At 73.5% G+C, this 20,508-nt stretch carries 19 protein-coding genes; 15 read left to right on the forward strand and 4 right to left on the reverse strand.

The features are described 5' to 3' along the window. Positions 1-216: 216 nt before the first annotated feature. From KZ829_RS17045 to KZ829_RS17060, 4 genes are read left to right on the forward strand one after another with little or no spacing between them, the layout of a single operon-like run. Complete coding sequence (locus KZ829_RS17045; RefSeq protein WP_220145003.1) at positions 217-1,155, forward strand: FecCD family ABC transporter permease; 939 nt, start codon at positions 217-219, stop codon at positions 1,153-1,155. Further along, positions 1,152-2,174, forward strand: coding sequence for a FecCD family ABC transporter permease (locus KZ829_RS17050; protein ID WP_220144887.1), 1,023 nt, complete (start codon positions 1,152-1,154; stop codon positions 2,172-2,174). Before KZ829_RS17045 ends, KZ829_RS17050 begins: the two co-directional genes overlap by 4 nt. A 7-nt stretch (positions 2,175-2,181) precedes the next feature. Continuing rightward, positions 2,182-3,024: an ABC transporter ATP-binding protein gene (locus tag KZ829_RS17055; protein ID WP_372453875.1), complete on the forward strand. Its 843-nt coding sequence runs from the start codon at positions 2,182-2,184 to the stop codon at positions 3,022-3,024. 52 nt (positions 3,025-3,076) lie between these two features. Beyond that, a complete protein-coding gene (locus tag KZ829_RS17060; protein ID WP_220144889.1) occupies positions 3,077-4,684 on the forward strand; it encodes a methyl-accepting chemotaxis protein in 1,608 nt (535 codons plus the stop codon). Here the strand turns inward: KZ829_RS17060 and KZ829_RS17065 are convergent. Beyond that, entirely contained in the window at positions 4,609-5,097 is a 489-nt protein-coding gene (locus KZ829_RS17065) for a hypothetical protein (RefSeq protein ID WP_220144890.1), read from the reverse strand. The genes KZ829_RS17060 and KZ829_RS17065 overlap by 76 nt on opposite strands. Continuing rightward, positions 5,094-6,290: an L-2-hydroxyglutarate dehydrogenase gene (gene lhgD / locus KZ829_RS17070; protein ID WP_220144891.1), complete on the reverse strand. Its 1,197-nt coding sequence runs from the start codon at positions 6,288-6,290 to the stop codon at positions 5,094-5,096. Before lhgD ends, KZ829_RS17065 begins: the two co-directional genes overlap by 4 nt. Positions 6,291-6,551: 261 nt before the next feature. Here lhgD and KZ829_RS17075 point away from each other — a divergent pair, with 261 nt between their 5' ends. Beyond that, positions 6,552-6,791 carry a hypothetical protein gene (locus KZ829_RS17075; protein WP_220144892.1) on the forward strand — a complete coding sequence of 80 codons (240 nt, stop codon included), beginning with the start codon at positions 6,552-6,554 and terminating at the stop codon, positions 6,789-6,791. On the opposite strand, the gene KZ829_RS17080 is transcribed toward KZ829_RS17075, so the two are convergent. Together KZ829_RS17080 and KZ829_RS17085 are read right to left on the reverse strand one after the other, a co-directional pair. Then, complete coding sequence (locus tag KZ829_RS17080; RefSeq protein ID WP_220144893.1) at positions 6,776-8,167, reverse strand: HAMP domain-containing sensor histidine kinase; 1,392 nt, start codon at positions 8,165-8,167, stop codon at positions 6,776-6,778. The genes KZ829_RS17075 and KZ829_RS17080 overlap by 16 nt on opposite strands. Further along, positions 8,164-8,853, reverse strand: a complete 690-nt coding sequence (locus tag KZ829_RS17085; protein WP_220144894.1) for a response regulator transcription factor — start codon at positions 8,851-8,853, stop codon at positions 8,164-8,166. Before KZ829_RS17085 ends, KZ829_RS17080 begins: the two co-directional genes overlap by 4 nt. A 151-nt stretch (positions 8,854-9,004) precedes the next feature. Between KZ829_RS17085 and KZ829_RS17090 the strand changes: the two genes are divergently transcribed. The 10 genes from KZ829_RS17090 (at position 9,005) to KZ829_RS17135 (ending at position 20,485) form a co-directional block, all read left to right on the forward strand. Then, on the forward strand, positions 9,005-9,607 hold the full coding sequence (locus KZ829_RS17090; RefSeq protein WP_220144895.1) for a DUF4956 domain-containing protein: 603 nt from the start codon (positions 9,005-9,007) through the stop codon (positions 9,605-9,607). Next, positions 9,604-10,383 (forward strand): polyphosphate polymerase domain-containing protein, encoded by a 780-nt coding sequence (locus tag KZ829_RS17095; RefSeq protein ID WP_220144896.1) that lies wholly within the window; start codon positions 9,604-9,606, stop codon positions 10,381-10,383. Before KZ829_RS17090 ends, KZ829_RS17095 begins: the two co-directional genes overlap by 4 nt. Then, positions 10,380-12,170: a carbohydrate-binding domain-containing protein gene (locus tag KZ829_RS17100; RefSeq protein ID WP_220144897.1), complete on the forward strand. Its 1,791-nt coding sequence runs from the start codon at positions 10,380-10,382 to the stop codon at positions 12,168-12,170. The genes KZ829_RS17095 and KZ829_RS17100 overlap by 4 nt, the downstream gene beginning before the upstream one ends. A gap of 250 nt (positions 12,171-12,420) precedes the next feature. Continuing rightward, complete coding sequence (locus KZ829_RS17105) at positions 12,421-13,323, forward strand: Sco1979 family transcriptional regulator (protein WP_308285525.1); 903 nt, start codon at positions 12,421-12,423, stop codon at positions 13,321-13,323. A 60-nt stretch (positions 13,324-13,383) separates the two neighbouring features. Beyond that, a complete protein-coding gene (locus tag KZ829_RS17110; protein ID WP_308285526.1) occupies positions 13,384-14,331 on the forward strand; it encodes a phosphodiester glycosidase family protein in 948 nt (315 codons plus the stop codon). Between the two features lie 5 nt (positions 14,332-14,336). Then, positions 14,337-14,711, forward strand: coding sequence for a glycosyltransferase (locus KZ829_RS17115; RefSeq protein WP_220144899.1), 375 nt, complete (start codon positions 14,337-14,339; stop codon positions 14,709-14,711). A gap of 22 nt (positions 14,712-14,733) precedes the next feature. After that, positions 14,734-17,889, forward strand: a complete 3,156-nt coding sequence (locus tag KZ829_RS43990; RefSeq protein WP_220144900.1) for an AfsR/SARP family transcriptional regulator — start codon at positions 14,734-14,736, stop codon at positions 17,887-17,889. A gap of 117 nt (positions 17,890-18,006) precedes the next feature. Further along, complete coding sequence (locus tag KZ829_RS17125) at positions 18,007-18,966, forward strand: ATP-binding cassette domain-containing protein (RefSeq protein WP_220144901.1); 960 nt, start codon at positions 18,007-18,009, stop codon at positions 18,964-18,966. Further along, entirely contained in the window at positions 18,963-19,766 is an 804-nt protein-coding gene (locus tag KZ829_RS17130; protein WP_246635752.1) for an ABC transporter permease, read from the forward strand. Before KZ829_RS17125 ends, KZ829_RS17130 begins: the two co-directional genes overlap by 4 nt. A gap of 98 nt (positions 19,767-19,864) precedes the next feature. Beyond that, positions 19,865-20,485, forward strand: a complete 621-nt coding sequence (locus KZ829_RS17135) for a peptidase associated/transthyretin-like domain-containing protein (protein WP_220144902.1) — start codon at positions 19,865-19,867, stop codon at positions 20,483-20,485. The last annotated feature ends 23 nt before the right edge of the window (positions 20,486-20,508 follow it).

Raw genomic sequence — 20,508 nt, forward strand, 5'->3', positions numbered from 1 at the left:
TTCAAGTCTTTCTGGGGGGACGACCGGCCCTACGACCGAGTGCGATGGTTAGGCTAACCTAACGGACCGAACGCGCGTCAACAGGATCCAGATCACCAGGGCGGGAGAACCACGCTGTCCACCATCGACACCCCCGTCGAGCAGGGGTTACGCGTCACGGAGCCGGCCCGCGCCGGGCGCCGCTCCGTCGTACGCCTGTTCGGTCTGCTCCTGGCTCTGGTGGCGCTCGCCGCGGTCCTGGTCCTCAGCGTCGGGTTCGGCGCCCGCTTCCTCGCCCCCGGCGAGGTGTGGGCCGGCCTGACCGATCCGGCGTCGGACTACTACCGGATCGTCCACGAGATGCGCCTCCCGCGTACCCTGCTCGGTCTGATGGTCGGCATGGCGCTCGGCCTGGCCGGCGCGATCATGCAGGCCCTGACCCGTAACCCGCTGGCCGACCCGGGCCTGCTCGGCATCAACGCGGGCGCGTCGGCGGCGGTGGCCAGCGCCGCGGTCTTCTTCGGCATCGGCACCTTCTTCGGGTACGTGTGGTTCGCCCTCGCCGGCGCCGCGGTCGTCACCGCCCTGGTGTACACGGTCGGCGGCGGGCGTTCGGCCACCCCGGCCCGGCTCGCGCTGGCCGGTGCCGCGCTCAACGCGACGCTGTACTCCTACGTCAGCGCCACCCTGCTCTCCGACACCCAGGCCATCGACAAGGTGAAGTTCTGGACCGCCGGCTCGCTGGCCAGCGCCGACTTCGAGACCGTCGAGCTGCTCCTGCCGTTCTTCCTGGCCGGGCTGCTGGCCGGGCTGCTGGTGGCCCGGCCGCTCAACGCGCTGTCGCTGGGCGACGACGCGGCCCGCGCGCTGGGCGCCAAGCCGACGGTGATCCGGGTCGCGGTGATCGTCGCGGTCACCCTGCTGTGCGGCAGCGCCACCGCGGCGTGCGGCCCGATCGTCTTCGTGGGACTGCTCATCCCGCACCTGGTGCGGCCGATCACCGGACCGGACCTGCGCTGGATGCTGCCCTACACCGCGGTGCTGGCGCCGGTGCTGCTGCTCGGCGCCGACGTGCTCGGCCGGATCCTGGGCAGCCCCGGTGAGCTCCAGGTCGGCACGGTCACCGCGGTCCTCGGCGGTCCCCTGTTCCTCTATCTCGTGCGAGCCGCCAAATGACGCTGGTAGAAGTGCGCAGGAACCCGGTGGGCATCCGTCCGCGGGCCGTCGTGGTCGGGGTGACCGCCGCCGTCGCCACCCTCGTGGTCAGCGTGTTCAGCCTCGGCACCGGCGACTTCCCGATCGCCCCGGCCGACGTGGTGGCGACCCTGTTCGGCGCGGGCAACCCGGCACACGAGTTCATCATCACCGAGCTGCGGCTGCCCCGGCTGATCGTCGCGATCCTGGTCGGCGCGGCCCTGGCGGCCGGCGGCGCGGTCTTCCAGTCGCTGGTCCGCAACCCGCTGGGCAGCCCGGACATGCTGGGCGTCACCAACGGCGCGAGCACCGCGGCGCTGGTCGTGGTCATCCTCGGCGGCTCCGACCTGCAACTGTCGATCGCCGCGATCGCCGGCGGGATGGCCGCCACGCTGCTGATCCAGCTGATCGCCGGCCGGGCGCTGCACGGCTTCCGGTTCATCCTGGTCGGCGTCGGCATGGCGGCGATCCTCACCGGCATCAGCGGTTACCTGCTGACCCGCGGCCAGCAGATGGAGAACGCCCGGGCGCTGCTCTGGCTCACCGGCAGCCTGGACGGCCGCTCGTGGACCCAGGCGGTGCCGCTGCTCGTGGTGCTCGGCGCGGTGCTGCCGTTCCTGGTGCTGGCCTGCGGCCCCGGCCTGCGGATCCTGGAGATGGGCGACGACGCGGCGTCGGCGCTCGGGGTGCCGGTCGGCCTGCTGCGCAACGGCGCGCTGCTGGCCGCCGCGCTGCTGGTGTCGTTCGGCGCGGCCGCCGCCGGGCCGGTCGCCTTCGTGGCGCTGATCGCCCCGCACCTGGCCAAGCGGCTCACCCGGGCGCCCGGGCCGAACCTGCTGCCGTCGATCGCGGTCGGGGCGCTGCTGCTCAGTGGCGCCGACTTCATCGCCCAGCACGCTCTCGACGACCGGGTCCTCCCGGTCGGGGTGATCACCGGTCTGGTCGGTGGCGCCTACCTGGTCTGGCTGCTCACCACCGAACGGCGAGCGGGACGGATCTGAGGCGGATATGACGAACACGGCAACAGGAGAGAACATGACCCGTCTCAGCGGCACCGGGATGACACTGGCCTACGACAAGCGGGTCATCGCCGAGGACCTCAGCGTCGAGATCCCGGACGGCTCGTTCACGGTCATCATCGGGCCGAACGCGTGCGGCAAGTCGACCCTGCTGCGGGCGCTGTCCCGGCTGCTCAAGCCGACCACCGGCACCGTGCTCCTCGACGGCAGGGACGTGCACTCGCAGCCCACCCGGACCGTCGCGAAGACCCTCGGCCTGCTCCCCCAGTCGTCGACCGCCCCGGACGGCATCACCGTCGCCGAGCTGGTGGCCCGTGGCCGCTACCCCCACCAGAGCATCCTGCGCCGCTGGTCGGCCGAGGACGAGCGGGTGGTCGAGGAGTCGATGGAGTCCACCGGGGTGGCCGACCTGGCCGACCGCAACGTCGACGAGCTGTCCGGCGGCCAGCGGCAGCGGGTGTGGCTGGCCATGGCGCTGGCCCAGCAGACGCCGCTGCTGCTGCTCGACGAGCCCACCACCTACCTGGACATCGCGCACCAGATCGAGGTGCTCGACCTCTGCGCCGAGCTGCACGAGCGCCAGGGCCGGACGCTCGTCGCCGTCCTGCACGACCTCAACCACGCGGCCCGCTACGCCACCCACCTCATCGCCATGCGCTCAGGCAAGGTGGCCCGTTCCGGCCTGCCGGGCGAGGTCCTCACCGCCGAACTGGTCGAGGAGGTGTTCGGGCTGCCCTGCCGGGTGATCGACGACCCGGAGACCGGCACCCCCCTGGTCGTGCCCGCCGCCCGTCGCCGTACCGGAGATCTCTCAACCAACGCCCGGATCTGACGATCGGAGGGGAGTAGCCCCTTCCCTCCTCCCCCCGCCGGAGCGTAAGACAATGTCCTCCGAAGCCGCACCCGAGCGTGCGAGCAGCAACGCCGTGGTCGGCTGGTTCGCCGACCTCCGCGTCCGCACGAAGATCCTGGCGGCGATGTCGCTGGTGGCGATCTTCGTCACCGCCGCCTGCGTGCTGGCCGTCGCCCGTATGGGGGACATGGACCGCCGCCTCGACGAGGTGCGTTCCACCAACGTCACCAACCTGACCCTGCTCGGTGAGGTCCGGGGCCACCAGGCGCTGATCAACCACTACGCGGCCGCCCGGCTGGCGGTCGGCTCGGACCGGGCCGCGCAGGCCTCCATCGGCGAGCAGCAGGCCGCGGCGATCAAGGGTCTCGACGAGACGCTCGAGAAGTACCGGGCGCAGCCGAAGAACGCGTCGGAGCAGAAGACGCTCGACGCGTTCACCGGCTTCTGGGACGAGTACACCGGGGCGATGGCCGACATCGCGGCCGGCCGCGCGCCGACGATCGACTTCGACGCCGTCAACAGCGGCATGGAGAGCTCCGTCGCCGAGCTCGCCGCCGAGACCGCCGCCAGCGCGGACGCCGCGGTGGCCGAGGCGCACGACAGCTTCGAGTCGGCCCGGCGTCAGGTGCTGATCGTGCTCGGCGTGGGCCTGCTGCTGAGCATCGCGCTGTCCGTGCTGGCCGCACGGTCGATCACCCGTCGTCTCGCCCCCGTGGCCGAGGCGATGGAGGCGATGGCGGCCGGTGACCTCACCCGCGAGGTCCCGGTCGAGGGCAGGGACGAGATCGGCATGATGGCCCGTTCGGTGAAGAGGGCGACCGTCTCGGTCCGGGAGACCGTGAGCGCGATGGCCGACAGCGCCCAGCTGCTGGCCCAGAGCACCAGGGAGCTGTCCCGGGTCAACGACCAGACGGTCGCCGGTTCGGAGGCGGTGTCGGCGGGCGCCGGCTCGGCCACCAACTCGGCCGACGAGGTGTCGTACAACCTTCAGACGGTCGCGACCGGCGCCGACGAGATGTCCCACGCCATCCAGGAGATCTCGCAGAGCGCGGTGGCCAGCGCGGGCGTCACGCTCGAGGCGGTGGCGGTGGTCGCCGAGACCACCGAGACGGTCAGCAAGCTGGGCGCCAGCTCGCAGGAGATCGGCGACGTGGTGAAGACGATCACCGCGATCGCGGAGCAGACCAATCTGCTGGCCCTGAACGCGACCATCGAGGCCGCCCGCGCCGGCGAGTCCGGCAAGGGGTTCGCCGTGGTGGCCAGCGAGGTCAAGGACCTGGCCCAGGAGACCGCGAAGGCGACCGAGACCATCTCCGGGCGGGTGCAGGCCATCCAGGCCGACACCGAGAGCGCGGTCGCGGCGATCGTCCGGATCGGCGCGGTCATCGAGCGGATCAACCAGTTCCAGACGACGATCGCGTCGGCCGTCGAGGAGCAGACCGCGACGACCACCGAGATGAACCGCAACGTGGCGACCGCCGCGGCCGGCGCCAAGGAGATCGCCGGCAACATCGGGCACGTCTCCAGCGCCGCCGAGCAGTCCAAGATGGCCGTCGCGGCGGGTCAGCAGGCGGCTTCCGAGCTGGCCTCGCTCGCCGACGACCTGCACCGGCTGGTCGGCCGGTTCTCCTTCAAGTAAAGATCAAGAGCAGGATGTCGTAGCGGGGCGGTGGTATCGACCGTCGCTCCCGCCGAGGGAAGGGCCGGGGCCCAGCTGACGCTGGCCCTGGCCCTTCTACGTGCGTGCGTTTCAGCCCACGGCCGGGACCGCCACTCCTTGCGGCTGGATGTCAGCGCGCCGTGCACGGCCATCGAGCCCTGGAGCAGACCCGGCCCGGCGTGCAGGAGCACGCCCTGCGCGCGCCGCGGGCCCCCGGGCAGGGCCGAGACCTTCACGTAGATGTTCGGGTGCTCGTCGTCCACGCGGCGGGCCATGATGCCCATGCGGTCGATGATGATCTTCAGGCCCGGGTGCCGCGAGGCGATCCGGCCCAGCTCGGCCTTCCAGATCGGGGCGTGCACCACAGCACTGACGACCAGCCGGGGCGTCACGTGCCGAAGACGCCGTCGACCACGTGCGCGGCGATCGCCAGCGACGACGTCGCCGCGGGTGACGGCGCGTTTCGTACGGCCGTGACCGGCCCCGTCCGGTGGATGCGGAAGTCGTCGACGAGGCCGCCGTCGCGGTCCAGCGCCTGGGCGCGCACCCCGGCGCCGGCCCGCACCACGTCGGCCGCCCCGATCTCCGGGACGTAGCGCATGGCCTCGGCCATGTATCGCTTCTTCGACAGCGATCCGCGCACCTCCTTGATCCCGGTACGCCAGTGCTGCCGTGCCATGTGCCAGGTGCCCGGCCAGGCGGCGATGCCGGCCAGGTCGGGGATCGAGAGGCTGGTGCGCCGGTAGCCCTCCCGGGCGGTCGCCAGGACCGCGTTCGGGCCGACCTCGACGACCCCGGTCACCCGCCGGGTGAAGTGCACGCCGAGGAACGGGTAACGCGGGTCCGGAACCGGGTAGATCATGCCGCGGACCAGGTCCGCCTTCTCCTCGCGGACCCGCATGTACTCGCCGCGGAACGGGATGATCCGCGGTTCGGCGGCGTCGCCGGCCAGCCGGGACACCGTGTCGGTGTGGATGCCGGCGCAGACGATCAGCTGGTCGACGGCGACGTCCCGGTCGCCCGCGACGATCCGGATCCGGCCGGGCTCACGGCGGATCGCGGTCACCGCGAAGCCGAGGACGACCTCGCCGCCGGCCGCCTCGATGTCCTCGGCGAACGCCTTCGCGACGCCGGGGAAGTCGGTGATCGCCGTCTCCGGTGAGTGCAGCGCGGCCAGGCCGGCGGCATGCGGCTCGATCTCGCGGATCCCGGCCGGATCGACCCTCCGCAGACCGGGTACGCCGTTCTCGCGCGCCCGTCTCTCCAGATCGTCCAGCCGCCCCAGCTCGTCCTCGCGGACCGCCACGACCAGCTTGCCGCACTCGTCGTACGCGATCCCCCGGTCCGCGCAGTACTCCCGCAGCAGCAGCCGCCCACGGGTGCACAGTTCCGCTTTCAGGCTGCCCGGCGTGTAGTAGATGCCGGCGTGCACCACCCCGGAGTTGTGGCCGGTCTGGTGCCGGGCCACCTCGTCCTCCTTGTCGACGACCACGACGCGGGTGCCCGGCCGTCGTAGCGCGATCTCCCGGCCGATCGCCAGCCCGACGATGCCGGCCCCGATGATTCCGATGGTCTCGTCCGCCATGTTTGCGGCCTCCCTGGTACGGCCACCTCAGATTCCGAAGTGGATGGCGAAGGTCTTGACCCTGGTATAGAACCGCAACGCCTCCACGCCCTGCTCCTTGAAGGGCGATCCGGAGTCACGGAACCCGCCGAACGGCATGTCCGGTGCGCCGGGCTGACCAGCGGGCCCACGTTCGTACCCTCGGCTTGGCCGGACCTGCCATCCCCCCGGACCTCCCGGTTCCAGTGCGCGAAGACCCGGTCGTCGAGCAGCAGCCGGGCGGTGCTCACGACCGACGTGTCCAACGGCGAGTCCCCCAGCACCAGGTCGAAGAAGCCGGACGGGTGCTCCAGCCGGAGCACGTCCCAGGGCACCGAGCGGTCGGCGACCGGGGCCACCGCCGCGACGCTGTCGGGGGCGCCACCGCCGAACCCACGCCGACCGCCTCGCGGACACGCCATGCGGGAGCACATCTCCAGCGTCATCGAGGCGCTGCGGGCCATCGACTACCTCGGCTCCTGAACGGGCAGCCGGACCGTGACGATCGTGCCGTGCGGCCGGTTGGTCCCGGCGGTCACCGTGCCGCCGTGCTGGGTGGCGGTCTGCGCGACGATCGCCAGGCCCAGCCCGGACCCGGGCATCGACCGGGCGGCCGGCGCGCGGTAGAAGCGGTCGAAGACGTACGGCAGGTCCTCCCCGGCGATCCCCGGCCCGGTGTCGGCGACGGTGAGCACCCCGGCCGGGGTCAGCCGGACCGTGACGGCGCCGCCCGGCGGGCTCCACTTGGCCGCGTTGTCCAGCACGTTCACCACCATCCGCTCCAGCTCGCCGGGGCGGCCCGACACGGTCACCGGCGACAGCCCGGCGTCGAAGAGCAGGCCCGGGGCACGGATCCGGACCCGGTTGATCGCGGCGGCGACCACCTCGGCGTACTCCACCTCTTCGATCGACTCCCGGCTGGTCTCCTCGCGGGACAGCTCGACCAGCTCGGTGGTGAGGGTGGCCAGCTCACGGACCTGCGCGTCCAGGTCGGCGAGCAGCTCGGCCCGCTCCTCCGGCGGCAGCCGGTGCGCCAGCTCGGGGCGGCGCTCGACCGCGAGCAGCAGCTCCACGTTCGTACGAATGCTGGTCAGCGGAGTGCGCAGTTCGTGTCCGGCGTCCTCGACCAGGGCCCGCTGAGCCCGGCGGGACGCGTCGATCGCGGCCAGCATGGCGTTCACCGAGCGGCCCAGCCGGGCGATCTCGTCGTCGCCGGAGACGCTGATCGGCCGGGTCAGGTCCATCGTGACGGCCACGTCCTCGACCGCGCCGGTGAGCCGGTCCACCGGGGCCAGCCCGGCCCGGGCGACGGTCCGGCCGAGCAGCGCCGCCCCGGCGATCCCGGCCACGCAGCCGACCGCCAGGAGCAGGGCGAACAGGGCCAGCACGTGGGCGTCCGGGTCCCGGTCCATGGCGACCTGCACCGCTCCCCCACCCTCGATCGGCACGGTGAGCATCAGGTAGTCACCGGGCCCGAGGCCGACCTCCTCCTGTGCCTCCCCGGGATGCCGCCCGGTGGCGACGCGCGCGGCCAGGTCGGTGACCGGCAGCCCGGTGTCGCTGCCGCCGGCGACCGCGCCGGCCGAGTCCAGGATCTGCCAGCAGGGCCCGATCTCCCGGCCGCCGGAGCCGCCCTTCGCCGGGCCGGTCCGGGCGCCCCTGGTGCTCAGCCACTGCCACGGGTGCTCGGCGATGGTCCGGGCGTCGGCCAGCAGCTCGGCGGAGATCTTGTCCTGCTGGATCTCCCGGACGGTCAGCCACGCCCCGGCCGAGACCAGCAGCACGGCCGCCGCCACCGCGCCGGCGACCAGCAGGGAGACCCGGTCGTGCAGGGTCCGGCCGCGCCACCAGGTCCTCACAGTGGCTCCTCCCGCAACACGAAGCCGACGCCCCGGACGGTGTGCAGCAGCCGGGACCCGCCGTCCGCCTCCAGCTTGCGCCGCAGGTAGCCGAGGTAGACGTGCAGGCTGTTCGATCCCTCGCCGAAGTCGTAGCCCCACACCTGCTCGAACAGGGCGGCCCGGGTGAGCACCTGCCGCGGGTGGCGCAGGAACACCTCGAGGATCCCGAACTCGGTGCGGGTCAGCCGCAGCGCGCGGTCACCCCGCCACACCTCCCGGGTGCCCTGGTCCATCCGTACGCCGGCGAAGGTGAGCAGGTCCCCGGCGGGCGCCGTCCCGACCAGCGCCGACCGCCGCAGCAGCGCCCGGACCCGGGCCAGCAGCTCCTGGAGCGCGAACGGCTTGACCAGGTAGTCGTCGGCGCCCGCGTCGAGCCCGGCGACCCGGTCGCCGATGCTGTCGCGGGCGGTGAGCATCAGCACCGGCAGCACCACGCCGTCGGCCCGCAGCCGGCGGCACGCCTCCAGCCCGTCCATCCGGGGCATGCTCACGTCGAGGATCAGCGCGTCCGGCTCGCGGTCGCGGACCGCGTCGAGGGCGGCCCGGCCGTCGCCGGCGATGTCCACCTGATACCCCTCGAAGCGCAGCGTACGGGCCAGCGAGTCACGGACCGCCGCGTCGTCCTCCACCACCAGGATGCGCATCAGGCAATTAAAGCCGCGCCGCGACGAAGCCTTTCTAAGGGCTGTTTAAGAAGAACTCCGAGTCACGGCACAGAGGCCGCACAGGACCCGGACAGGAAGGTCCGGCGAAATGGAGAACACCTGCTGAACGCCACTTGAAGGAAGTCCTCACGTGACCACGTTGCTCGCCGTCGCCGCGGATCTCATCGCGATCGCCATCCTGACGTTCGGTGTCTACTTTCCCCGCCACCGGCGCCGTGACCTGGTCGCCGCCTTCCTGGGAGTGAACATCGGCGTCCTGGCCGTCGCCGGCGTCCTCGGCTCCTCGACGGTCGGCGCCGGCCTCGGCCTCGGCCTGTTCGGCGTCCTGTCGATCATCCGGCTCCGCTCGGACGAGATCAGCCAGCACGAGATCGCCTACTACTTCGCGGCCCTGGCGCTGGGTCTGATCGCCGGTCTCGGCGACGTCATGGACGTGCTGCACCTCGGCCTCATGGCGCTGGTGGTGGCCGCCCTCGTCGTCGGCGACCACCCGGCCCTCTACCGCCGGCACCGCAACCAGCTGCTCCGGCTGGACGTGGCCCACACCGACGAGGACGCGCTGCGCGCCCACCTGGAGGCGGTCCTCGGCGGCCGGGTGACGAACGTGGTGGTCAAGCAGATCGACATGGTCAACGACAGCACCCTCGTCGAGGTCCGCTACGTGGCGGCGGCGGCCGCCGCGCCGGCCGGCGCCCACCTCGGCCCGCGGATGGAGCGGGTGAACGCCCGATGACGATCACCACCGAGGTTCCGCTCTTCCACCGCTTCGCCCCGGTCTCCCTCGGCGAGCTGGTCGGTGAGGCCGCCCTGCTGACCCGGCTGGACCGCAAGTACGTCCTCCCGGCGACGGCGCTCCCGGTCCTGCTGGACCGGATGCCGGCCGGCGTACGGGCACTCCAGATCGACGACCGGCGCACCTTCGGCTACCGCTCGGTCTACTTCGACACCCCGGAGCTGGACGCCTACCGGGCCGCCGCCCGGCAGCGCCGCCGCCGGTTCAAGATCCGGGTGCGGACGTATCTGGACAGCGGACTCGCCTTCGTCGAGGTCAAGACGCGCGGCACCCGCGGCGTCACGGTCAAGGAGCGGATCCCGTACACCGGGAACGGCGGTGACCTGGGGCCCGAAGGCCGGGAGTACGCCTACGAGACCCTGGCCGGCGCCGACATCCGCCCGGACGGCCACGAGTTGCGCCCGGTGCTGGCCACCCACTACCGCCGCAACACGCTCTACGTCCCGTCCACCGGCAGCCGGGTCACCGTCGACACCGGGCTGAGCTGGACGCTGCCGGACGGATCGGCGGCGCACATGCCGCACTCGGTGATCGTCGAGACCAAGTCCGGCCGGGCCGCCTCCGACGTCGACCGGCTGCTCTGGTCCCTGGGCCACCGCCCCTGCCGCATCTCCAAGTACGCCACCGGCCTGGCCGCGCTCCGCCCCGAGCTGCCCGCCAACCGCTGGCACCCCGTTCTGAGCCGTCACTTCTCCACCGGGAAAGGGTTCCGATGAGGATCCGCAACAAGGTCGTCGCCGCCGTCAGCTCCCTGGTCCTGGTCACGGCCGTACTGGCCGGCTGCTCGTCGGCGGACGGCACCGGCACCGCGACGACCACCGCCACCACGGCCGCGGCAGCCGCCGTGAAGGTCGACGGCACCCAGGACGCCGCGGCCGTGCTGGCCGCCGACGAGGAGGTGCACAGCGCCGGCAGCTCCGACGCCGGCGCCACCGGCACCATCGAGCTCACCGGCAGGTCGGCCACCTCGACCGCCGAGGGGGTGAAGGTCGACGGCTCGACGGTCACCGTCACGGTCGCCGGTACGTACACGGTCAGCGGGAAGCTGGCCGGGCAGATCGTGGTGAACGCCCCGGACGCCACCGTCACGCTGATCCTCGACGGCGCCGGGATCACCAGCTCGGAGACCGCCGCGATCGCCGCCACCGAGGTCGAGGAGCTGGTGATCCGGCTGGCCGACGGATCCGTCAACACGCTGGCCGACGCGTCCTCGTACGCCGACGGCGCCGACGTGAACGCCGCCCTGTTCAGCGCCGGGAACCTGACCGTGACCGGCTCCGGGAAGCTGACCGTGACGGGCAACGGCAACGACGCCATCACCAGCAAGGACGGCCTGCTCGTCGAGTCCGGCACGATCACCGTGACGGCGAAGGACGACGGGTTGCGCGGTAAGGACTACGTGGTGGTCAACGACGGCACGGTCACCGTCACCGCGGGCGGCGACGGCCTCAAGGCCGACAACGACGAGGACGCCACCGCCGGGTACGTCGCGATCACCGGCGGCACGATCACCCTGACCAGCAAGGGTGACGGCGTCGACGCCGTTACCGACATCGTGGTCACCGGCGGCACGCTGAAGGTCGCGGCCGGCGGCGGGCACACCGTGCAGCCCACCGATGACACCTCCGCCAAGGGTCTCAAGGCCGGCGTCATCCAGGTGCTGGAGGGCGGCACGATCGTGGTGAGCGCCTCGGACGACGCCGTGCACAGCGACGGCGCGGTCCACTTCAACGGCGCGAAGGTGACCGTGGCCAGCGGCGACGACGGCGTCCACGCCGAGGGTCAGCAGATCATCGACGGCGGAACCCTGAACGTCGCCTCGGCCGTCGAGGGCCTGGAGGCGGCCGAGTTCGTGCTGAACAAGGGAACCGTGCACGTGGTCTCCAGCGACGACGGCATCAACGGCGCGGGCGGCACCACCAGCACCGACACCGCCGATCAAGGCTTCCCCGGCGGCGGCGAGGAGGCCGGCGACTTCTCGGTCACCGTCAACGGCGGCACCCTCGTGATCGACTCCGAGGGCGACGGCCTGGACTCCAACGGCACCGCGTCGATCACCGGCGGCACCGTCGTGGTGAACGGCCCGCAGGGCGACGGCAACGGCGCCCTCGACGTCAACGGCGGCTTCACCATCAGCGGCGGCACCCTGCTCGCGGCCGGCAGCGCCGGCATGGTGGTGGCGCCCGGCACCGATTCGGAGCAGGGCTGGCTCTCCGCGACGCTGGACAGCGCGGTCGAGGCGGGCGCCACCGTGCAGATCACCGACGGTGACGGCACCGTGGTCGCCACCTATGTCACCACCAAGACCGTGCGGAACGTCGTCTTCTCGTCGCCGGCCATCACGTCCGGTCAGCAGTACACCGTCCACACGGGCGGCACGGCGACCGGCGCGAGCACCGGCGGCCTGTACGCGTCCGGCAGGCTCGGCCCGGCCGCCACGGTGGCCACGGTGACCGCGGGACAGGCGCCGGCCGGCGGCCGCGGCGGGCGCCGGCCCCGCTGACCTTTCCACCCGACGGCGCGGGGCCCCCCGGGGGGGCGCGCCCGCGGGGGGGGCGGGGGGGGGCCGGGCGCCCCCGCCGCTTGCGAGGGCGCGGGCCCCGCTGACCTGCCCCCCCGCCGGCGCGGCGCCCCGGGGGGCGCCGCGCCGTCGCTCTTCGCGTTGACCTCCCTGGACCCATAGCCACTTGCCATGGGTATGCTGAGGCCGAATGGCCCCGAAGGATCCACTGAGGACTGTCGAAGAGGTCCACGTGTCCGAGGAAGTGCCCGACAGCGACAACGAGAAGTTCGACGAGAACGGTCGAAGCGGGGCGACCGTGCGCCGGCTACAGGTCGGCGCGCATCTGCGTGCCCTGCGCCGGGCCAGGGGCCTGAGCCGCGACGAGGCCGGCTACGTCATCCGGGCCTCCGAGTCGAAGATCAGCCGGATGGAGCTGGGCCGGGTCAGCTTCAAGGAGCGGGACGTCACCGACCTGCTGAAACTCTACGGAGTCGAGGATCAGGCCGAGCACCGCCGCATCCTCACCCTGGTCCGCGAGGCGAACGCGCCGAGCTGGTGGCAGGCGTACGGCGACGTCCTCGACACCTGGTTCCAGAGCTATCTCGACCTGGAGCAGGCGGCCGAGCTGATCCGCACCTACGAGGTCCAGTTCGTGCCCGGCCTGCTCCAGACCGACGCGTACGCCCGGGCCGTCATCAGGCTCGGCCACTCCGCCGACGGCCCCGAGGAGATCGACCGCCGGGCCCGGCTGCGGATGGCCCGCAAGCAGGTCCTGGACCGCGCCGACGCGCCCCGGCTCTGGGCCGTGCTGGACGAGGCGGTGCTGCTCCGGCCGATCGGCGGGGTGGAGGTGCTCCGTGACCAGATCCGCTACCTGCTGGAGATCAGCCGGTCGCCCCGGGTCCGCCTCCAGGTGATGCCGTTCGCCAAGGGCGGCCACGCGGCGCTGGGCGGCGCCTTCAGCATCCTGCGGTTCCCGCACGACAAGCTGCCCGACGTGGTCTACATCGAGCACCTCACCGGCGGCCTGTACCTGGAGAAGCGCGACGAGGTGGACCGCTACGCGGAGGCCATCGGGCGGCTCTTCATCGAGGCCGAGCAGCCCGACCGGACCCCCGGGATCCTCCAGCGCAGGCTCGACGAACTGGCCTAGTGGTTCACCGATAGACCTCAGCACAGGAACGCCACAAGATCCACGGCTTCACTGCGAAGCGTGACGAACGAAACCGCTCCCGCCCGCCGCATCAGCCGCCGTGGCCTGCTCGCCGGCGGCCGTGGCCTGCTCGCCGCCGCCGGTGGTGGCGGCGCCTGGGCCCTCGACCGCTACGTCCTCGACCACGTCGAGGTGTCCGGCGCCTCGAGCCTGATCGCGCAGAACGTGGTCGCGGCCGAGGCCGACACCGACGGCACCGCCACCGCCACCTCCTACACCAGCGACACCGCGAAGATCTCCATCGAGACGGTGGCCACCGGGTCCGGCGACGACCGGGTGACCTACTTCGTGGCCGACGTCCGGGTCACCGACGCCACCATCGTCAGGTCGGCGTTCGCCGGCGACCAGTTCGGCGAGAACATCATCGCGAACCCGTCGGAGATCGCGGCCGGCGCCGGCGCGGTCCTGGCGATCAACGGCGACTACTACGGGTTCCGGGACACCGGCATCGTGATCCGCAACGGTGTGAAATTTCGGGACAAAGGTGCCCGGCAGGGGCTGGCGCTCTCCGCGGACGGCTCGATGCGGCTCTACGACGAGACCGCCACCAGCGCCGGCGAGCTGATCGCCGACGGGGTGTGGAACACGCTGTCGTTCGGGCCGGGCCTGGTCGACGACGGCGCGGTGATCGACGGGATCGACCGGGTCGAGGTGGACACCAACTTCGGCAACCACTCGATCCAGGGCCGGCAGCCGCGCACCGGGATCGGCCTCGTCGGCGCCAACCACCTGCTGTTCATCGTGGCCGACGGGCGCAGCAGCGGATACAGCCGGGGCGTCACCATGCCGGAGTTCGCGCAGATCTTCGCCGGCCGGGGCGCGCGGACCGCGTACAACCTCGACGGCGGCGGCTCGTCGATGATGGTCTTCCGGGACGGTCTGGTCAACAATCCGCTCGGCAGGGGCAAAGAGCGGGGCACCAGCGACATCCTGTACGTCGCGGGCTGATCGCCATGATCGTGCTGATCCCCGCGTACCAGCCCGGCCTCCGGCTCGCCGAGCTCGTCGGACGTCTGGGCCACCACCGGGTCGTGGTGGTCGACGACGGCAGCGGTCCCCCGTACGCCGAGATGTTCGAAAGGGCCCGCCGGGCCGGCGCCGAAGTGATCACGCTGGACCGCAACCGGGGCAAGGGCTTCGCGCTGCGGACCGGGTTCGCGCACATCGGGGCCCGCTGTCCGGGCGAGCTGGCCACCGAGATCGCGCTGTTCCTGGCCGGGTTCGCGATCCAGCGGGCGTTCGTCTTCCGCCGCTCCACGACCGCGCCGCACATGGCCGACCGGGCCACCGCCGGCCGCGACACGACCACCGGGGCGATGGCCGCCTGAGGCGGGCGGCAGAATCGTCGCCATGCGGTTCGGCATCCTCGGTCCCCTGTGGGCGGGGCACCCGGACGGGACCCCGGTCCCGCTCGGCGGGCCCCGCCTGCGGGCGTTGCTCGCGATGCTGCTGCTCGACGCCGGCCGTCCGGTGGGCGTCGACCGCCTGATCGACGGGCTCTACGGCGAGCATCCGCCCGCCAGGGCCGGCAACGCCCTCCAGTCCCAGGTGTCGCGCCTGCGGCAGGTGCTGCCGGTCGAGCGGGATCCGGCCGGGTACCGGCTGGCCGTCTCCCCCGGCGAGGTCGACGCCCACCGCTTCGCCACGCTCGCCGCCGACGGCCACCGGGCGCTGGCCGCCGGCGAGCCGGACCGGGCGGTCACCCTGCTGCGCGAGGCCGTGGCCCTCTGGCGCGGCGACGCCCTCGCCGACGTCCGGGACGCGCCGTTCGCCGCCGCCCAGGTCACCCGCCTCACCGAGCTGCGCCTCACCGCCGTCGAGGACCTGCACGACGCGCTCCTGACCGGCGCACGGCCCTCCCCCACCGCGATCACCGAGCTGCGCGGCCTGATCGCCGCGCATCCGCTGCGCGAGCGCCTTCGGTCCCTGCTGATCCGTTCGCTCACGGCCGCGGGCCACACCGCCGAGGCCCTTTCCGCGTACGAGGACGCGCGCCGGATCCTCGCCGACGAACTGGGCGCCGACCCGGGCCCCGAACTGACCGCCCTGCACGCCGCCCTGCTCGGCCCGTCGTCCCGGGTCACACCGTCGCCTTCCCCCACCCGGCACGGGGTGCCCAGCCAGCTGACCAGCTTCGTGGGGCGGGACGGGGAGCTGGCGCGGGTGGCGGCGGCGTTGCGTACCGGGCGGCTGGTGACCCTGCACGGGCCCGGCGGCGTGGGCAAGACCAGGCTCGCCGCCGAGGTCGCGGCCCGGCACGACGGTGACGTGTACTTCGCCGAACTGGCCGCCGCCGCTCCCGGCGACGTGGCCGGGACGCTGCTCACCGCGCTGGGGGTGCGGGATCCGGCACGGCGGGACGCGGGCCGGCCGCCCAGCGCCCCGGAACGCCTGGCCGCCGCCCTGGCCGGCCGCCGGCTGCTGCTGGTCCTGGACAACTGCGAGCAGGTGGTCGACGAGGCCGCCGCGCTGGCCGGCCATCTGCTCCCGCGCGCCCCGGAGCTGCGGGTCCTGGCCACCAGCCGGGAGCCGCTCGGGCTCACCGGCGAGGTGCTGCACCCGGTCGGCGGCCTGCCGGTCCCGCCGGAGGACACCACCGACCTGGACGCGTTCCCGGCGGTGCGCCTGTTCGCCGACCGGGCCGCGGACGTCTCCCCCGGGTTCCGCGTCACGCGTGCGAACGCCGCCGCGATCCGCCGGATCTGCCGCACCCTGGACGGCCTGCCGCTGGCCGTGGAACTGGCCGCCGCCCGCCTGCACGCGCTCCCGGTCGGCGAGGTGGCGGCCCGCCTCGACGACCGGTTCCGGCTGCTGTCGCGGGCCGGTCGTGGCGCCACCGCGCGCCACCGCACCCTCCAGGCCGTGGTCGACTGGAGCTGGGACCTGCTCACCGAACCGGAACGCCGGCTGGCCCGCCGGTTCGCCGCCTTCGCCTCGGGCGCGACCCTGGACGCCGTCGAGCGGGTGTGCGGGCCGTTGCCGGACACCCCCTTCGACCGGCCGGGCGGGTCGCCGCCGGACATCGTCGAGCTGCTGGCCGGGCTGGTCTCCAAGTCGCTGATCGAGCGCGACGGCGACCGCTACCGGATGCTGGAGACGATCCGCGAGTACTGCGCCGGGCGGCTGGACGAGGCCGGCGAACGGGACCGGATGCACCGCGCCCATGCCGGGTACTTCCTCGACCTGGCGGCCGGCGCCGACCCGGTGCTGCGGACCGCCGGGCAGCTCGCCGCCCTGGAGCGCCTCGACGCGGACCGCGACAACCTGCACACCGCGTTGCGGCGCAGCGCGTCGGCCGGCGCGCCGCGGACCGCGTTGCGCCTGGTGGCGGCGCTCTCCTTCTACTGGTGGCTGCGCGGGCTCCGGGCCGAGGCCGCGACGCTCGCCGGGCTCGCCCTGGACGCGGCGGGCCCGGAGCCGCCGCCGGACCTCACCGAGGAGTACGTGATGAGCGTCTTCACGGCGGCCCTCGGTGGCTCGGGCCGGCCGGCCGGGCGCTGGACCGAGTTCATGCGCACGCTGACCGCCCCTCCCCGGCAGCCCTTCCTGCTCTACCTGTCGGCGATGGCGGTCGGCCCACCGGACGGCGGCGCCGACGACATCGTGGCCCTCAACCGGTACCTGCGCGCCCAGCTGACCGGCGACCCGTGGAGCGAGGCCCTCGGCGCCATCGGCGGCGGCTGGATGGTGCTGTTCTCCGGCGCCGACCCGGCCCTGGCCGAACCCGAGTTCCGGGCCTCGCTGGCCGGCTTCCGGGCCCTCGGCGAACGCTGGGGCGCCATGCTCGCCCTGTCCGGCCTGGCCGAGACCGCCGCCTGGCGCGGTGACCCGGCGGCCGGGACGGCGTCCGTCGCCGAGGCGCTGCGGCTGGCCGGGGAGCTGGGCTCCACGGTGGACGTGGCCGACCTGATCCGCGGCCGCGCCGAGGCCCGGCACGCGGCCGGCGACCGGTCCGGCGCGGCCGAGGACTTCACCCGCTCCGCCGAGCTGGCCCGCCGGGCCGGCGCCCCCGAGCTCACCGCGGCCGCCCAGCTCGGCCTGGGCGTGCTGGCCCTCGACCGGGGGGACCTGCCCGAGGCCGGCCGGCTCTGCTCGGCGGCGCTGGCCACCTGCCCGGAGGGCTGGTACAGCGCCGAGGGCACCCGGGTGGCGATCCTGCTGGCGCTGGGCCGGATCGCCGAGGCCGCCGGCGACCCGGGGACGGCCGCGGCCCGCTACCGCGAGATGTTCACGGTGCGCGGCGGCATGCTCGGCTTCCAGGTGCTGGCCGAGGGCCTCGACCGGCTCGCCGCCCTCGCGCTGGCCGACGGCGCCCCGGAACGCGCCGCCCATCTGCTCGGCGCGGTCCGGGCGCTGGCCCTGCGCCCCGGCCCGGAGTCGTCCCCGCTGGGCGCGCGGACCGCGGCGGCGGCGCGGGCCGCTCTGGGCGGGACCCGGTACGCGGCGGCGCTCGCCCACGGCGCCTCCCTCACCCCGGAGCAGGCGCTGGCCCTCCCCCACGGCTGACCGCCCGGCCGGCCCTCAGCGCTTGATCAACCGCCCTGAGACAGCCCTGACAGCCAGCCGGGTGGGCCGTCAGCGGACGGTGCGCGGCCGGTCAGCGCGGCGATCCAGCCTGGGCGCATGCAGACGACATTCGCGGTCGTGGCCGAGAGGCTGCGGAAACGGTATCGGGGCGGGCACGGGGCCACCGCGCTCGACGGATTCGATCTCCGGGTGCCCGCCGGGACGGTGTACGGGCTGCTCGGCCCGAACGGGGCGGGCAAGACCACGGCGGTGCGGGCGCTCACCACGCTGTTGCGGTTCGATGCCGGCCGGGCGGAGGTGGCCGGCGCCGACGTCGCCCGGGAGCCCGGGACGGTCCGTGAGCGGATCGCGCTGACCGGCCAGTACGCGGCCGTCGACGAGCTGCTCAGCGGGCGGCAGAACCTGGTGCTGTTCGGGCGGCTGCACCGGCTGAGCGGCCCGGCCGCGCGCCGCCGGGCCGACGAGCTGCTGGAGCGGTTCGGGCTGACCGAGGCGGCGGGCCGGTCGGCGAGGGACTACTCGGGCGGCATGCGGCGGCGGCTCGACCTGGCGACCAGCATGATCCGGCGGCCGCGGGTGCTGTTCCTGGACGAGCCGACCACCGGACTCGACCCGCGCAGCCGCAACCAGGTGTGGGAGGCGGTGCGCGGCCTGGTCGCCGACGGCACCACGGTGCTGCTCACCACGCAGTATCTGGACGAGGCCGATCAGCTGGCCGCCCGGATCGCGGTGGTGGACGCCGGGCGGGTGGTGGCCGAGGGCAGCCCGGACGAACTGAAGGCGGCGATCGGCGCGGACCGGCTCGAGGTGGTGGTCCGGGACGCGGACCGGCTCGCCGAGGCGGCCGCCGCGGTGGCCGTGGCGGTGGGAGCCACCCCGGACGCGGACCCCGAGCAGCGGCGGCTGCGGGTGCCGGTGACCGACCGGGTGGGCGGTCTGACGGCGGCGGCCCGGGCCCTGCAGGACGCCGGGATCACGGTCGCCGACCTGGGCGTCCACCGGCCCACGCTGGACGAGGTCTTCCTCAACCTGACCCGGACGGAGGCACGGCGATGAGCGTGCGGACCGAGCGGAACGGGGCGCTGGTGGACGGCTGGGTGATGACCGGACGGTACCTGCGGCACGTGGTGCGGGCGCCCGAGGAGATCGTCATCTACTTCAGCCTGCCGATCATGTTCGTGCTGGTCTTCGGGTACGTCTTCGGCAGCGGGATGTCGGTGCCGGGCGGCGGCGGGTACCGCGAGTTCCTGATCCCGGGCGTGTTCGTGATGACGATGCTCTACGGGATCGGGGCGACGGCCACCGCGATCGCCGTGGACACCGGCCGGGGTGTGCTGGACCGGTTCCGGTCGATGCCGATGGCCCGGTCCGCGCTGATCACCGGCCGGGTGCTGGCCGACCTGGCCCGGGCGCTGCTGGAGACGACGGTGCTGCTGGTGTGCGGGCTGCTGGTCGGCTGGCGCTGGCACCACGGGACCGGGCCGCTGCTGGCGTCGATCGGGCTGCTCCTGCTACTGCGGCTGGCGCTGAGCTGCGCCGGGGTGGCGCTCGGGCTGGTCGCGCCGAACCCGGACACGGTGTCGATGATCGTGTTCCCGCTGGCCTTCCCGCTGAGCGCGGTGTCGAACGTGTTCGTGGCGCCGGAGATGATGCCGGGCTGGCTGGGCGCGGTGTCCGAGTGGAACCCGATCTCGGCGACCACGGCCGCGATCCGTGAGCTGAACGGCAACCCGGGCCTGGGTGGCGAGACCTGGGCGGCCGACCACTCGCTGCTGCTCGCGGTGGCCTGGCCGGTCGCGCTGATCGCGGTCTTCGGGCCGCTGTCGGTGCGCCTCTACCGGCGGCTGGGCCGCTGACCAGGTCTTTTCCCAGCGGACAAATAACGCAAAAGCACACGAAGACGCAGCTACCTTGCGAAGATCATCTCTGACGTGACAACGGCGGGGGTGGGCAGTTGCGGAACGAGGAGACGGGAGGCACACCTGTCATCAACCGGTGTGCCTCCCTCGACAGGACGACCGCCGACCGGCCCCTTCCCCGGCCGGCGCAGCGCGTTCCCCAGCACGCCCGCCTGATCCGCGCCGAACCCGGCAGCACCGAGCCGCTGCCGCTCGAACTGGTCCGCCGGGACGTCGCCGGCGACCGGCCCGGGGTGCCGCTCATGCTGCGGGTGCGGGTCCTCGACGCGCACACCGGGACATCGGTCGGCGGCGCGGTCCTGGAGATCCGGCACCGCGAGGCGACCGGCGACGGCGAGGTGCGCGGGGCCCAGGTGACCGGCGCCGAGGGGTACGCGGAGTTCCGTACCGTCCATCCGGGCCGCGAGGCGGGCGCGCCGGTGGCCATCCACGCCGAGGTCCATGTGGGCGGCTACCTGGCCGGGGGACGGTCGGTGACGTACGCCGGCCCGCTCTTCGTCCCCGAGCAGATCGCCGGCCAGATCGACGGTCAGGTGGCCGCGCGGGCCGAGGATCCGAGCCCGGACACCGGCGGGGTGCTGCACGTGGTGCCGAGGGACCGGTTCGATCTCAAGGCCGGACTTCTCGGCACCATCACCGTGGCGATCGGCGAATGACGCCCGGTAATGAACCGCCCGGC

Source organism: Actinoplanes hulinensis (genome assembly GCF_019429605.1).
GTDB classification, from domain to species: domain Bacteria; phylum Actinomycetota; class Actinomycetes; order Mycobacteriales; family Micromonosporaceae; genus Actinoplanes; species Actinoplanes campanulatus.